The 16,565-nt window shown below is 45.5% G+C and carries 8 protein-coding genes and 2 pseudogenes; 8 read left to right on the top strand and 2 right to left on the bottom strand.

Annotation, left to right across the window (positions count from 1 at the left end):
• Positions 1-237 precede the first annotated feature (237 nt).
• A complete protein-coding gene (locus J2Z65_RS33705; RefSeq protein ID WP_167062966.1) occupies positions 238-813 on the top strand; it encodes a DJ-1/PfpI family protein in 576 nt (191 codons plus the stop codon).
• A gap of 1,203 nt (positions 814-2,016) precedes the next feature.
• Here J2Z65_RS33705 and J2Z65_RS33700 read toward each other — a convergent pair.
• Entirely contained in the window at positions 2,017-2,295 is a 279-nt protein-coding gene (locus tag J2Z65_RS33700) for a hypothetical protein (RefSeq protein ID WP_167062963.1), read from the bottom strand.
• Positions 2,296-2,376: 81 nt separating this feature from the next.
• Complete coding sequence (locus J2Z65_RS33695; RefSeq protein ID WP_167062960.1) at positions 2,377-2,772, bottom strand: hypothetical protein; 396 nt, start codon at positions 2,770-2,772, stop codon at positions 2,377-2,379.
• Between the two features lie 251 nt (positions 2,773-3,023).
• Between J2Z65_RS33695 and J2Z65_RS33690 the strand changes: the two genes are divergently transcribed.
• The 7 genes and pseudogenes from J2Z65_RS33690 (at position 3,024) to J2Z65_RS36240 (ending at position 16,255) form a co-directional block, all read left to right on the top strand.
• The gene (locus tag J2Z65_RS33690; RefSeq protein ID WP_167062957.1) at positions 3,024-3,278 is read left to right on the top strand and encodes a hypothetical protein; all 255 of its coding nucleotides are present in this window, start codon (positions 3,024-3,026) and stop codon (positions 3,276-3,278) included.
• Positions 3,279-3,350: 72 nt separating this feature from the next.
• Positions 3,351-4,514 (top strand): annotated as a pseudogene (locus J2Z65_RS33685) (glycoside hydrolase family 88/105 protein).
• Positions 4,511-6,076 carry a pectate lyase gene (gene pelA, locus J2Z65_RS33680; protein WP_167062954.1) on the top strand — a complete coding sequence of 522 codons (1,566 nt, stop codon included), beginning with the start codon at positions 4,511-4,513 and terminating at the stop codon, positions 6,074-6,076. The pseudogene J2Z65_RS33685 and the gene pelA overlap by 4 nt, the downstream one beginning before the upstream one ends.
• A 395-nt stretch (positions 6,077-6,471) precedes the next feature.
• Positions 6,472-10,098: pseudogene (locus J2Z65_RS33675) on the top strand (fibronectin type III domain-containing protein); the annotation flags it as partial.
• Between the two features lie 90 nt (positions 10,099-10,188).
• Positions 10,189-11,028, top strand: a complete 840-nt coding sequence (locus J2Z65_RS36245; RefSeq protein ID WP_420850850.1) for an S-layer homology domain-containing protein — start codon at positions 10,189-10,191, stop codon at positions 11,026-11,028.
• A 123-nt stretch (positions 11,029-11,151) separates the two neighbouring features.
• Positions 11,152-15,732 (top strand): pectinesterase family protein, encoded by a 4,581-nt coding sequence (locus J2Z65_RS33670; RefSeq protein ID WP_167062948.1) that lies wholly within the window; start codon positions 11,152-11,154, stop codon positions 15,730-15,732.
• Between the two features lie 88 nt (positions 15,733-15,820).
• Positions 15,821-16,255 (top strand): DUF4091 domain-containing protein, encoded by a 435-nt coding sequence (locus tag J2Z65_RS36240; RefSeq protein WP_420850849.1) that lies wholly within the window; start codon positions 15,821-15,823, stop codon positions 16,253-16,255.
• Positions 16,256-16,565 lie beyond the last annotated feature (310 nt).

The raw sequence follows: 16,565 nt of genomic DNA, 5'->3' as shown, positions 1-16,565 counted from the left end.
GAGACGTTCGCCCCCGGCTACCGTTACTAAACCTCTAAAATACAAAAGAGGTCAACCAGTAAAAACTGGTTAACCTCATAATACGAACGGGCAGAGAACTAAAAATGGTACATTAAATTTAATCATTATTGGATCTTTTACTTCATCAATTTTCAAACTAAAATAAAGATATAAGACATAAGAAACTATTGAAGTGTAACTTTTTTATATATGCAAGAGTTTAAAGGAGTTGATGTGATGAAGATATCTATAATTTGCTTTAACGATTTTACAGACCTTGATGTATTCCTACCATGGGACTTGCTAAACAGGGTGAGATTGGTAGGTGGCATTGCTGATTGGGAAGTAAAGATTCTTGGAACAGAAACATCACATGTTTCGATGGCAGGACTTATAATCCCCATGCATGGGATGATTGAGGAAGCAAATTCGTCTGATGCAGTTCTCTTTGGAAGTGGAAAAGGCGTCCAGCAGTTGTTTCAGGATCCTTCCTATCTAAGTCGGTTTAAACTTTCAGTAGACAAGCAATTAATCGGATCCATGTGCTCAGGAGCTTTGTTATTAGGCGCTATGGGGTTCTTAACTGGAAAACAGGCTACAACGTATCCGACTGCTGCAGATCAATTAGCTTCATTTGGAGTGGAAGTGGTCAATGAGAGCTTTGTAAACAACGGTAACATCAGCACAGCAGCTGGATGTCTCGCAGGACAGGATTTATCATCCTGGGTCATCAAAACATTAATAGGATCAGAAATGACCAATCGTGTCCTAGAGACTGTGCAACCTGTTGGTAAAGGGCTGAATATTTTTTAGACAATAACCTTTTCCGACTCGGTTCAAATGGTAACCTCTGTTCAACTTTTCGGATCTTATGTTCAGTATCTAAGAAGGTTTGTAGTGTTTCATAAGGGTTGTTGCGCTAAAGAAGAACGAGTTCAATCACGACATTGCGGCAGCCGGGCATCCGCTCGGCTGCCGTTGTCCGTTGAGGTAATGGGCAGATTAGTTCCAAATTATGGTATACTTTGAATTAGGTCAGGTAACTCGAGGTGGAATTTGTGAGAATTACAAAGACAAGGATTATTTTAGTTTTTTTTAGTTGTTTCTTATTTATTTCTATCGTCTATTTTTCGAACATTATAAAATTGTTCTTTGATACAAGAAATGTTGATTCTAGTCCCGAGGCTTCAATCGAACAATATTTAAGCTCCAATACCAATGAATATAAGGTTATAAATGTCACTTTAAGTGAAAAGAAGTTTAGAGACCGTATATATTTGCTTGAATGTGATTGTAACTTTATCAATGAAAAGAACAGAGGCATTCAAAGATATAATGTTCATTTAATAGAAGATATAGGTTGGATTGTTACGAAAATTGAATTGATGAAAAATTTGTAGGTAACAAAATTTTGTCGAACGAGTAAAGAAAATTCTGAATTCATATCGTTTTTGGAGGTTAGGAGTTATTAAGCTAACGGATAACGATAGTTTAATAAACAGGCAGCGGCGGCAGCGGCCTAAGACTTTTTTCAAGTCCTAGTCCGCCGCTATTTCTTTTTCAAAATAATTAAAACAACTATATTTCCAGGAAATTTATTTTATACGAAAAAATGTTTGGCAAACTAGTTGCTTAAAATTAAAATTCGAATCATACACAATGTCATTGTGAATGATTAAGGGTTATAGTAAGCACAAGGAAGTATAAAAAGCAGTATCATTATCAACGAAGATAAAAAAGGAAGGCAGCCATTCTTAGGCTGTCTTTCTTTTTATGAATCCTGTAGGGGTTGTTAAACAGGGTTGCTAAAAGAGCCAAGGAATGAGGACCCGTAATCCATTGATTTCACATGCCTTACCGATTGTATTATCACACCCTTAATTTTGTAAATATTAATGTTAACAATAATGTTGATTTAAGCCAGAAAACAAAAACGACCTCCTGTTTGAAGGTCATACTTTCTGGAATAGAACATAATAACAACGGAGCCGCTCAATCTAGTGGCTCCGTTCTTTTTTAGCGAGGTAAAAAATCCGTGGAGATATTAATCTTCCCAGTGGAATCTGGTTTAGAAATGTAATAAATTTTGTTTTGATTTGAAATAAATAACCATAGGTCTCCATTGGGAGTTGATGCACTAGATACGCCGCCCTGATTTAGTGAAATATCACCACGAATGTTTTGGAGCTGCTGGGATGGAGCTATTGTCGGCTGTTTTAATAAATAATAAATAGTAAGTCCAAAATTCAGGAGTAAACTTAACGATAAAACAGTGTAAAGAAATTCTTTTCTCATCTTATCCTCCAATTAAAGGTTTTACTCTCAGCATAATCCATTTTCTGTTGAGAGTCACCTTTTAGAAGAAATTAATGGGATTTAATTGTCAACCGAGAAGTAAAGCCACACAGGAACGTAACCGGATATGAGTTCCCCCGATATAAAGTCACCGCTCGGAAATCCTAGCGTATCAACGCCAATAGTCCAAGCTGCATAGGATGCTTGCATATAATATGCACGGCTGTTTGATGAACTTGATTCTGGAGGACCGGTTAAACTTGTTGTTTTAGTTACTGTTGATTTTACTGAACCAGTAACATTACCAGTCGCTGAGATATTCCACACATCTTTTTTTCCACCTGCAACAGTACCACCGATGCTGGTTGTTACAGTGCGTTCCATAGATGTCGTTGTAGTTTTAGTTTGTCCTTTAGCAACTGACTCATAAAGAATGTAAGGATCACGATAAGCGTCATTTGCAACCAGCTGCTTCATACCTACTCGATACGAAACACCAACGTCATACCAAGCTTGAGGCGATACTTCCCCAGGATTAGTTAGAGCTTTAGCGGCATTTGGTAAAAGAGGTAATCCAGGTTCAGGTGCAGGCGTAGGCGTAGGATCCATTCTTTGAATGGTTATTTGCTTAGCATTTGGATAATCCTTTTTTAGTTGATTAATATAACTTTCACTTACTCTTGTTTGTAAAGCCAGCTTGGGTCACAAACAAGAACGATTCCGAGCTTATGAAGCTGTACAAACAAAAGTATGAAGAGATGGTGAAGTTCCTTGTGCCGAACGTTACAGATCCGCTGATCTCTCAGACCTATACGGAAAAAGGCTCCGAGCTCGACAAAATTACAAAGGATGCCCGCGTGAAGTACATCATGGGCCAAATAGACGAAGCCGGTTTCAAGAAGCTTATCGGCGACTGGCAGGCTAAAGGCGGCGACCAAATCATAAAGGAATACACAGACGAGTACAGCAAAGCAAAGAAATAAAGACACGAAGGAGTTTTATCGGTCAGGCAGAAGCGGTATCAGGTTTGCGGTGTGAGCAACCGATCGATCGGGATGTTTATCGGGAAAAGGAGATTCGATGTGAGTGAAGCATTAGACAAACAACCGCTGACGGTGCAGGACCCGCCGTTGGTATGGGCTGCGCATGCGTGCGATACGATTATGCGCCGATACTCCCCGGAGGAGCTTCCTCCGGCGGGGCGGTGGCATTATCATCAAGGTGTTTTTTTGCAGGCGATGGAGAAGGTTTGGCTTTTAAACAGCAACAGTGCCTATTTCGACTATATTAAGGCTTATGTAGATCTGATGGTTGGACCTAACGGCGAGTTGGAGGTGCAGGACCATCTTGACGACCTCATGTCGGGGCAATTGTTGCTCCTGCTTGATGCGGAGACGGACGATGCGCATTATCGCAAGCTGTCTTCAAGACTTATGAACATGCTGAAGAGCTGGCGGACAACATCGGACGGCGGCTTCTGGCATAAGGACGTTTATCCGAACCAGATGTGGCTCGACGGAATTTATATGGAAGGTCCGTTCGCGGTAAAATACGCGATTCAATACGGTGAACCGGAGTGGTTCGACCTTATTGTGGAACAGGCGCTTCTCATTGAGAAGCATATGAAGGACGAGGCGACTGGGCTGCTGTTTCACGCCTGGGACGAGAGTGGGGTTGCCAAGTGGGCGCATCCTGAGACGAAGCGTTCGCCTGATTTCTGGGGGCGTTCTGTCGGTTGGTACGCGATGGCGCTGGCTGAAATCCTTGAGCTGCTGCCGGATACGCACCCGCAGCGTGCGAAGTTAATTGTTATTTTACGCGACTTACTGGCGGCTGTTCGCCAGTTCCAGGAAGATCGCGAGGGTTTATGGTATCAAGTACTCGACAAAGGCGACCGCCCGGACAATTGGCTTGAACTGTCGTGTTCTACGCTGTTCGTCTTTGCGATGGCGAAAGCCGTCAAACACGGTTGGGTGCCCGTCGAGGGGTTCCTGTAAAGTGCGCGTAAAGGCTATAAAGGCGTATTAAACAGAATCGGATTCGATGATAACGGCGGTATGCTTGTTCCCGATATTTGTATCGGCACGGGGGTAGGCGATTATGATCACTACATTGCCCGTGAGCGTCATACGAACGATTTGCACGGCGTTGCCACGTTCATTCATATGTGCGTTGCTATGTCGGAGCTTGAACATGAAAAGGAGCGGATGTCCTGTTGAAGAAGATATTTCGAACATTAGTACTAGCTATAACGATCGGTGGGGTAGCGGCCTTACCAACCGCTTTTGCGGAGGATGCGCCTACCACCCCTGCGCTCACTCCTGTATACGCAACGGACATGGTTTCGATCATTATGGGTGAGCCGAATTTTGCTGTAAACGGCGCTTATCACGAGCTGGAGGAAGGGCTGCTGACGAAGGCAGTCATGGTAGACGATAGCGTGCTTGCACCGCTGCAGGACATTATCGGCACACTCGGCGGCACGTTCCAATGGGACGAGGTTGCTAAGAAGACGACAGTTGTATTGAACGGGAGCACGCTGGTTTTGACGATGGGGGAGAGGGTAGCCTCTGTTAACGGTCAACCCAAGACGGCACCTGTAAGCTCGCGGGTGACGGACGGACGTGTCTTTCTTCCGGTCCGTTTCGTGATGGAGAGCGTTGGCTGCCTCGTAAGTTGGGATGCGAACCGCACCCGCATTACCGCGACCTACACCCATCCCGAGGCTGCGGCTGGCTCAGGGGGGATGGCGAAGGGCGGTAAGGTGACGTTTGCCACGATGATCGATCAGCCGGCGCAATGGTACGGCAGTGACGAAGCCAAGCAGGTGGCTGACAATATCCTTGGATTCCAGAACAAGGACGGCGGTTGGATCAAGCTGGAAACTGATGTCGATATGACGAAGCCGATTTCTGGCACTGGCGCGCTGAACGTAAAGGTGCAATCGACGATTGATAACGACGCTACGTTCTCGGAGATGAGCTTCCTCGCCAAGGTGTACAATGCGAGCAAGGTGGAGAAGTATCGCAACTCATTTTATAAAGGCTTGGACTATGTGCAAAGCGGACAATACGGCAACGGCGGCTGGCCGCAGTTTTTCCCAGGCGGCGTCGGCTATCAATCACATATTACACTAAACGATAATGTCATGATCAACATCCTCGAAGTGATGAGGGATGTGGCCAATCGGACGGTAGATTACGCTTACGTTGACGACGCTTATGCGGCTAAAGCGAAGGTTGCCTATGATAAAGGAGTTACCCTGCTTTTGAAGTTGCAGATCTCTACAGATGGCAAGAAAACAGGTTGGGCGCAGCAGTATGACGAGAATTCGCTGGAGCCGACCGTCGGCCGTGCCTACGAACTGGCGTCGGTGAGCAGCTTGGAGAGCGTCGGTGTTATCCGTTTCCTGATGAGCATCGACAAGCCTAGCGCGGAGGTCGTCGATGCGGTTCAGTCCGCTGTCGCTTGGTTGAACGAAGTGAAGATTACCGGCGTGAAGGTCGGGAAGAAGGTGGATCCGACACTGGAGTTCGGCTCCGACCGGGTTCTCGTCAATGATGCGAAAGCCCCGTTGCTATGGGCGCGCTTCTACGAAATCGGTACCTATAAGCCTATCTTCTCCTCACGTGACGGTGTGAAGAAGTACGACATGGCCGACATTTCCTACGAACGCCGAAATAAGTACAGCTGGTATAACTCAACCCCGGCCAACTTGCTGGCGAATGACTATCCGTTGTGGCAGCAGAAGTGGGCCCCCGACAATAATGTGTTGAAGTAAATCTAGGTAACTGGTAAAAGAGATAAACAGACTTCCTTACAAGGCAGTCTGTTTATTTCGCAGGTGCTTGTTCGCGATAAAGATAAACTGGAAGATTACATGAACGAAGATCACAATGCATAATTCAACAGAGCAAAGCTTAATATTTGGTTGTCTGGCTCTTTCTTCAATGATATTGCGAACAAATTGCCCGATTATACAGGTTGTACTACAAAAATGTGATCTAATGATTATATCTGTAATCCTCTGAAATTGGTTTAATAGTAACTGTACATATTAGCAAGCTAAATAAATATGAGAGGGGAATGTGGGGAAATGATACAATCTTTCCCGCAGTACAGGAAAAAGGTTCAAAGGAAAGTCTATTAATCTAACGATTTTAACAGCAGGAGGAAATGAAGATGAAGAAGATAGCTAGTTTTATCTACAGTTTCATGCTCTCACTGGCTCTGCTGGTTGGTTTATTTCCGGCAATGCCTGTTCATGCGGCGGGCAGCTATTCTGCGGCACCGCAAAACTTATCCGTTCCTCCATTAGCATTTGATGAATCAAAAATTGTACTTATCTGGGAGAAGCCGGACGACTATTATGAGAGTACAGAAAAGATCGTGGACTATGAGGTATTCCAGGATGGAATCAGTCTCGGACTTGCAAGCGATAATTTTAGAAAGAATTATTCCTATGTCAATGCGTATATGGACGCATTTTACGAGAAATTGGGCACGAATCATCATCGGATCAGCAACCTTTCCTTTATGGCGACCGGTCTGAAACCCAAGACGATGTATGAATTTAAGGTGCGGGCCGTTTACGCCGACACTACAAAGTCTGCTCTTAGTGCGCCGCTTAACTTTTCAACGACGTCTACACCTATCGTCATAGACGCCGCCGACCATGGCGTAACCTATATTACCGATAAGTCTGGCGACTATACAATTCGGCGTGCAAATAATAATGAAGAGATTATAAAGAAAATCGAAAAGAACACTGCTGCGATTCAGGCTGCGATCGACGCCACCCCTGCGGGCGGCAAGGTTGTATTGAAGGGAAGCGGAAGCAATGCTGCGCCTTGGTATTATCTAAGCGGATCATTGTTTCTGCACAGCAATATGACCTTTGAAATTGAAGAAGGGGCTGTACTGCTCGGCTCTCCTGTTTTTGACCACTATCCGCGAAGCCTTCTGGTCTATCCTTATTCACAGGATATCCGGACATATGGCCTGTTGAATGCTGTATCCTGGGACAATGGCTCCTTGGAGAACATCCGCATCGTTGGCAAGGGCGCAATTGACGGCAACGGATGGAAGAATACCACCGGAAGCGGCTTACAGAACAAAACGGCGGTGGATCCATCTCCAGGCTTCGATGATCCTTCCGGAAATGGTTGGAGATTGCCGAACTACCAGGGAGGCAGCAGCACCAACGTTGATAATAATAGCGCATCCGATTCCGCCTCGGTAAGAGGCATCCTTGCTGCTGATGCGATGTGGCAGTCGCGTCAGGATCAAACACCGAATGCCGGTGCCTCGCAATTTTACAATACCCGCCCTAACCTAATGGTAACTCGCGGCGTGCATGGCCTGTATTACGAGGGTCTGACCTTCTATAATCCAGCATTCCATGGAATCGTCAACTATCAGTCCGAGCAGATTGCTGTGAACGGCGTTGTTACGATGATGTTCGACGCCAACAACGGCGACGGTGTCGAGTTTGGCGACTGCCTTGATCTGATGGTCATGAACAGCTTTTGGGATACCGGCGACGACGCCATCAACTTTGCGGCCGGTCAGGGCACAGTCGTACGCAATTTGACAGACAAAGTGGCAAGCGGAGAGGGCCGCGTTTTCAATAACTTTGTGCGCAACGGCCATGGCGGCTTGTTGGCGATGGGCAGCCATACCGGCGGCTGGATCGGCGATATGGTCGCGGAAGAGAATGTCTATAATACGAGCGAAACAGGAAGTAATGGCGTCTTGCGTATGAAATCCGGTGCTACCACCGGCGGCGGTATCCGCAATATTGTCGTGCGTGACAATGCGGTTAATTATATGCTTGGTGGAAACAGCACGATTGTGATTGACACATCCTACAGCGACGGCAACGCCAGCACAGCCTTCGGCCCGGAAAGCGAGCTGCCGCTGACTTTTGAAAACGTATTAGTGCGCAATATGACGGTGTCAAACTCTATCGTACCTCTGATTAACACAACGGCACCCGGCAGTTCCGCCTATGCTAAAAGTCCGGTGCTGCGCAATTTCACGTTCGAGGATATCAAGATCCTTTCTTACTCAGGAGCAAATGGCGGTACGATTGCGATAAATGGCATGTCGGATGTTACCTTCCGCAACATTACAGGTCTTCAAAAAGCCATTACCACCACCAACAGCAAGAACGTCACGATCGAGAATTGCGTTGGGACCACAAACCGTAAGCCGGATGCGCTGAATGGGAGTGGCGCTCTCACCGTGACGACCAATACTTATAATGTCACTTTAGATTGGCCCGCCATCGATAATGCGACACAGTACGCCGTGTTGGTTGATATGCAGGATGGTCATGGCTATCAGCAAAAAGAGATTGTAATGAGATCGGGGGCGGTGTCGGAATCCGCGAAAATCGCGCTGCGCCCAAAAACCTCCTACAAAATTGCGGTCCGACCGGAGACGACAGGTGCAAACGCTTCCTTTGGCGAACTGCTGGAGACGTTGGTAACTACGAAAGATGCAACGCTTGGTGCATCCACGGTCTCGACTGCATCGCCGGATTTTAAAGTTAAAGCTGCAAACATTACGGGCATTTCCTGGCAGGATTTCGCTTGGAATGCCGTTACCGATGCTGTCTACGGTGTGCATTATTACGAATTAACGGCAACGCCGCAAGATCCCAAATATGCTACCCGAACATTCAAAGCCTATTTTGACAATTCCAGCCGGAAAGGTTACTCGCTGTGGGGGCTGGATGATGGCGTGACATATGATGTTACGATGAAAGCCGTCAATTGGGTTGGACAGGAAGGGCCTGTGGCGGGTCCGATTACGATCACCACCGTTCCCGGCACCTTAATGCAGATTCCGAAGTGGGCTCCCGGTAGCAAGCTTACCGTTAGCGGCGGCAGATGGATTGGGGAAGATATGACCCTCACATGGGGCGAAAACGACGTAACGGATTATTCCAATGGCGATACCGCACGATTTGCCGGTTACCGCATTATGATTAACGGCGTGCCGGTGGAAGGTGGAGCAGTTCAAACAAACGCGAAACCAACCGTTCTACCGGGTCAAAATACTTATGTGCTTTCAACTGCCGGATTTCTTCCCAATATTCCTTATACAATCTCTGTGGAAGCGGGAAGCGAGATTCTGAAATATGCGTCCGGCGCAGGCGGACTTGACGGCTCCACGGGCTTTACCGGTACAAAAAATACCGAACTTCCTCGGAACCAGGTCAGCTTTGGAAAATGGACCGGGCACGGGCCGAGCGTGACGCACACCTTATTATCGGGGCCAGCCTCTGATGCCAGTGTTTCAAGTGTAACTGTCGCTGGAGTAGCGGCCACCGTTCCTGGCAGCGATAATACTGTCTACAACGTAGTACTTCCGCACGATAAAGTATTAGCGAAACTTACAGCCTCTGATATCGTGGTAACTACCACTGATGTTAATACAACTGTAGGTACTGCCACGACAACCGATGGAGGTAAAACCTGGAATGTATTAGTAACCGCAGAAGACGATGCAACTGAAGTAATCTATACCATCAACGTAACGGTAGAAGAAACACCGGTAGCTCCAATTATTACCACAAGCACCTTGCCAAGTGGCGAAGTTGGCACTCCCTACAGTCAAACGTTAGTTGTAACAGGAAATACCCCAATAACCTGGGGCATCGCAAGCGGCAGCTTGCCGGCAGGACTTTCACTGGAAGCATCGACAGGAAAAATAAGTGGAACACCGACTGCAGCAGGGACAGCAAGCTTTACAGTAAAAGCTACAAACGATGCAGGAAGCACCACCATCAACTTGAGCATTTCCATAAGCAGTAGCAGTAGCAGCGGAAATAGCAGTAGCAATAGCAGTAGCAGCGGAAGTAGCAGTACCTCTACAAGTTATTCCGTGTCGATAGGTGCAAAGGCGGAAAACGGTTCTGTTTCTTATGACATAACCAAAGCAACTGCCGGAACCAAGATTACCATTACCGTCACACCCGATAAGGGCTATAAGTTGGATGATATTAAGGTATTCGATCAAAACGGTAAGGAAGTAAAAATCACTGAAAATGCAAAAGGTACCTATAGCTTTATCATGCCTGTAGGCGGGGCTAAAGTTGAGCCTACATTTATTAAGGAAAAAGAAGTTAAAGATGTAGACAACGAAATTCCAGGGACTTCAGATTCTATCAATAAATTCATCGATGTAAAAGAAGATGATTGGTTCTATAAAGGTATAAAATTTATGAGCGAAAAAGGGCTTATGATAGGAACATCCGAAAACAGCTTCAGCCCAAATCAAAATACCAGCAGAGCCGTGATAGTAACTATTCTTTATAGACTGGAAGGAAATCCGTCAGCTTTAGAAAGCAGCTTTACAGATGTTAACACAGACACATGGTATAGTGACGCCGTTGCATGGGCTTCATCAAGCAACGTTATAAGCGGCTATGGAAATGGGCTCTTCGGACCGAATGAAGACATAACAAGAGAACAACTATGCACTATACTATACAATTATGCAAAGCATAAAGGATATGACATTTCTAGTGCCAAGAAAGTGGATGCCTTTACTGACGGAAATAAAGTATCAAGTTGGGCTAAAGAACCCATGGAATGGGCAATAGGCTCAGGGCTAATCAGCGGCTATGGAAATAATATTCTTGCTCCGACAGATACAGCAACAAGAGCACAATTATCCATTATCATCCAAAGGTTCATTGAAAAGGTTAGTGCATTAAACTAACGCAGAACATTAGTTGAAAAACAGGCTGAAACAGCAGCTGCGGTTTAAGACTTTATTTACAGGGTCTTTAACCGCGCTGATTTTTTCAATGGATCATTCTAAACTTAGGAGTTGAAAGAATATATGATGAAAGTGCTTCGAATTATGTTGTGTCTGCTGTTTCTTTCTTCCTACGTGCCGCTCACCGGTGCGTCTGAAGTTCTGGCGGCGGCAGCGCCGGTTACATCTCTTGTCAATGATGATATTGAAGGCAGTACGTTAGGAGTATTACCGGAAGGGTATTCTCCGCCTTTTGGTAGCGGTGCGATTACTGCTTTTTCGGCTTCGAACAATTCTACGATAATTAATAGTAGTAATCTTAGAAACAGCTATGGCCAAACATCGACTACTTTAGTGGGAAACACAACCAATGTATTATGGATCAGTGACGGCGCTGGCAGAGGCGGATTCAATAAAGCGTTTACACCTGTAACCGCAGCAAGCAACAAAGGGATTACCGCCCAGCTCGAATTTATGGAAGGCGCTATGGTAAGCGACTCATATGTATTGGAATTGCTAGATAGCAATTTGAAAATAGCGCTTTCCTTAAAGGCCGATTTCGCCTTTCCAAATCCTCAAACAGGTGGCACACAAAAATTCCTGGCAAAGACCTGGTATACGGTGAAGTACGTTGCCGATATTAAAGCAAATACTGCAGATCTTTATATTAATGGCATATTCTCCGGAAATTTCAAATTTGCCAGCCCAGTTACAGATATCGCCTCTATAAATTTTAGAATGGCGGGTTCGTCGACAGGGAATGCGTATCTTGACAACATCATCGTTTATCAACAGGAAGCGGTGACACCGAAAAACTTGACAGCCGAAGGCGCAAACCGTAGGGTTGAGCTGAGTTGGGATGCAACAAGCGGTGCGGATACATATAATGTGTATCGCAGCGAATCCCTTGATGGAATCTATGAAAAGCTTGCTGAAGGAGTGCCGTCAAACAGCTACACGGATACGGCCGGTCTGATTAACGATAAATACTATTATTACAAGGTGACATCGGTGAACACGTCCGGTGAAAGTGAGTACTCGTATTATGCGACCGGCTATCCTAACAACGTGGAACCTCCTTTAGATGAGATTACAGGCCTATACGCCACCGTCAGAGACGGACAGTTTACGATCGCCTGGGATCCTGTTAATAAATCGACCTTCTATACGCTTGAGAGAAGCACAACACCGGAAGGACCTTTTGTCCCATTACTGATGAACGGGAAAACAAAGCTTACCGGCACTTCCTATCTCGATACGAACTTGAGGTCGGATACGGAGTATTATTACAGACTTACAGCCGGGAATGTCGGCGGTCTGGGTCAGCCAAAACTGCTCGAAAAGGTATCCCCTGCAGAACCGTTAGGTAGTCCGACGCTATTGAGCGTCGAACCTGGAAATAACCAGGTCCAGCTAAATTGGACTTCAGTGACGAAGACATCGTCTTACAGCGTAAAAAGAAGTTTGGTAAACGGTGGACCATACACAGCTCTAGCCAATGTTAACGGAAGCGGTTACTTGGATACCACAACGGAAAACGGCAAGACTTATTATTACGTAGTTACTGCTGTAAATGATATGCAAGAAAGCATGATTTCAAATCAATTAAAAGCGAAGCCTAATACTCCGGTTAAGGGTGCACCGGCTAAGCCGACAAGCTTCCAAGCAGTCGCAAACGATGGCAGCGTAAGCCTTTCCTGGGATGCGGTAAATGGCGCTTCCTCTTACAATGTAAAGAGAGCTATTTCTGCAGACGGGCCATATACGGTTATCTCTTCAACTTACCATTCAACATTTGACGATTGGAGCGTGACAAACGGGATACCTCTTTATTATGTTGTTTCCGCTGTAAATTCGAACGGCGAAAGCTCTGATTCGGATGAACTTGTTGTACTCCCGGCGGCTGTGCTTACGGTTGATAGAAATGTAGCAGCTGATGGTGTAAGAGTATTCAATACTATTCAAAGTGCTATTAATCGGGTTCCGACAAATAACACCACAAGAACGATCATTTATATCGCTCCCGGAACGTATACCGAAAAGCTTAAGGTTGATCGTCCATATATAAGTCTTGTCGGCGCAGGCATGGATAAAACATCCATTATGTATGGCGATTACGCAGGGACTGCGGCGACACAGGGCAAGCCCGGTCACACAGGAAACACGTTCCTAAGTCAGACAGTGGACGTAACTGCAGACTTCTTTAACGCTTCCAATCTGACGATTGAGAACAGCGCCGGACCGCGCAGTGAAGTGGCACAGGCGGTAGCTCTGTCGCTCAAAAGCGATATGGCCGTATTGGAAACGGTAAGATTGAAAGGCTATCAAGATACGCTGTACAACGGCTTGAATTCCAAAAATCAGGGACGTCATTATTTCCACAACAGCATTATTGAAGGAGACGTCGATTTCATCTTCGGTGAAGCTCCCGCTGTCGTCATGGACAATGTGAAAATAGTGCTTGTGAGCAATGTTCCGGCCGGAGAGAGTGCAGGAGGACATATTACGGCAGGAGCGCAAAGAAATACGACGGACAAGGGATATGTATTTTTTAATTCTCAAGTGGTCGACGGCCCCTCTGCACAAGGGATTTACGACTTGGGGCGCGCTTGGAAGGACTACGCAAGAGTTACATTTATCAACACTTTAATCGATTCGAATAAGTTTCTTCCGGAGGGCTGGGCGGCTTCCTGTGCGGGTTCCTGTATAACTAGCTATTTTTCGGAATATAACAGCTATGGATACGGTGCGAATGTAACCACACGTCAAATTTCCACTCAGCTCACAGGACAGGAAGCAAGTTTGACGATTCCGCAAATTTTAGGTGGCTGGGATCCATCCATTCCGGTTATCATGCCGAAAGTAAACTATACGCCAGAAGTTGTGGTTACATCCTCCAGCTTTGATATGAACCCGGCAAATAATGCGGATATTAACGTAAGCGTCAGGAGCAACGGATTTGCGCTGACGAATATCACGAATGGCACAGAAGTTCTTGGACCATTGGACTATACCGTTACCGGGAGTGTATATACGCTCAAGAAAGATTACCTTTGTGGGCTGCCTGTGGGATCAACAACAATGGGCTTTAATTTCGGAGACATCACCGTGCCATTGACCATAAATGTGATCAATACCGGAGATAACGACATTGGCAGACAGGTACTAGCGCCTAATGACGGATGGGGATCCCATACCACAGGAACAACCGGAGGATCAACGACTAATCCGGATAATATTTTCATCGTGAGTAAACGCAGTGAACTGGTGAAAGCAGTGGCCGGCAGAACGCCGAAGATAATCTTCATTAACGGCACGATGAATATGAATGTAGATAATAACGACAACCCGATAGGTATGGAATTCTACAAGGATCCGCTTTATGATTTTGATGCTTATCTCAAAACATACGATCCGGCCGTTTGGGGTAAAACATTGCCTAGTGGCGCTTTGGAAGAGGCACGTGTAAGATCGGCAAATAATCAGAGCAAACAAGTCAAAATTAATGTCGGTTCAAATACGACGATTGTCGGTTTGCCCGGCACCAATGCGAAGATTCTTGGCGGCAACCTGAACCTAGAGAATGTGGATAATGTAATCATCCGGAACATCGAATTCCGAAACACATTCGATTATTTCCCCCAGTGGGATCCGACGGATGGCGATTTGGGTAATTGGAACTCCGCTTATGACAACATCTCGGTTAAAGGCTCCACTCACGTTTGGATTGACCATAACACATTTAGTGACTTAGGCGGCATTGATGATCCGAACCATAAATATTTTGGACGCAAGTATCAACAACACGACGGTGCCGTGGATATGACGAATGCATCCGACATGATTACGGTATCCTACAACTACTTCCATGACCATGACAAGACGACGCTAGTAGGTGGAAGCGATAGCTTTAGCGGTGATGCCGGCAAGGAAAGAATTACTTTCCATCACAACGTTTATCGGAACGTAGGTCAGCGTGCACCACGTGTACGTTACGGTCAAGTTCATGTGTATAACAACTATTACGAAGGAACAGCGAACCAACCGAATAACCCATTCCTCTATGCAATCGGGGTAGGATACCAATCGCAGGTCTATGCTGAAAATAACTATTTTGCGAATGATTCGGGTTTATCTCCTTCATCTCTGATTCAAGTATCCGGCGGAACTGCATTCACTGACAAAGGCTCCGTATTGAATGGCAACAATGTTGAAATTGCCAAGAGCAACGGTACTTTGCAGCCTGTAAATTGGACGCCTAGACTTTACACTTTTGTGGATCAAACGGCAGATGTTCCAGCTGACGTTATTAATCAAGCGGGTGCAGAAAATACACAAACGGGCGACACCTTTGCACCGCTTTGGAACTCCGGCAATTTGACCGCAACCAATGTAACGAAAACCGGCTTGACCTTAAACTGGAATGCAGCAACTGATAACATCGACGTGACCGGTTATAGGGTTTATCTGGTGAACGATACTTCTGCTAAGGAAATCGCTGTTTTGGACAACGTTACAACTTACAATGTCACCAATTTGCAAAAAGATATGAAGTACATGTTTATGATCAAAGCGGTTGACGCAACTGGAAACTTGAGTCTTTCCGGTCTCAGTGTCACGATTAAAACCGATCACGATAACAGGGACAAAAGAAAGGGCAGCTAATCTTTTAAACAGAATTTAAGTCATATGTGAAGTGCATCCCTTAGAATAGACATTGGAACCACATGGTTAATCCGATGAATTCTAGGGAATGTATTTTTCATGCCAGCGAACAAAGTTCGAGGTATGGATGAGAAAATTCAGGGAGTTAGGGGAGTGCGGCCTGCTGGGATCAATGTGTGTTAAACACTGGGGGTTCAATTACTATATGGGAGATCAAGACCCGTTTGAACAATCCTCCCCGGTATTGACCAACCTAAGTGCTTCGAGGCTTCCACCGGGAGATACTCATATCGCATACCCTGGAACGGATGGACCTTGGGGCAGCTTGCGACTCGAAGCCATGAGATCGGGAATAGAAGATTATGAACTGCTGATGTGTTTAGCTAAGAGGAATAAGACTCTAGCTGACGAAATTGTGGCATCCTGTATGGTTTCCTTTAAAGATTGTGATGAGAACCCAGAACATTTCCAGAATGCGCATAGTCGACTGTTACACACGGTATCCGAATATTTTCTTGATTAAAAATTGCCCATTAAAAGCCGCTTAAATTGCGGCTTTTTTTAAAATCAAGTCCGTATCGTGTTTTGGTTTAGCGCAGGTAGAATCTTGTACATGTGAAATGACGTCTAAAAGCACTATCTGAAGTGGATGTTATAATCGATAAAATAGAGACATCTTCCTTGAATTTCCAAATAAAGACTTCTCTTTTTACTTCTTAGACCACTGCCATTTCAAAAAATGTTATTTTGTATAACCGAGTTGACTTGAAGCAAGGGGGACAAATTTCCAAATCCAGACTGTATTCATAACTTAAGATAGGCATTTAACCAGT

Source organism: Paenibacillus aceris, from assembly GCF_017874035.1.
Lineage (GTDB): Bacteria > Bacillota > Bacilli > Paenibacillales > NBRC-103111 > Paenibacillus_E > Paenibacillus_E aceris.
Note: the sequence above shows the minus strand (reverse complement) of the source record. Positions and strands in the feature narration are given on the sequence as shown.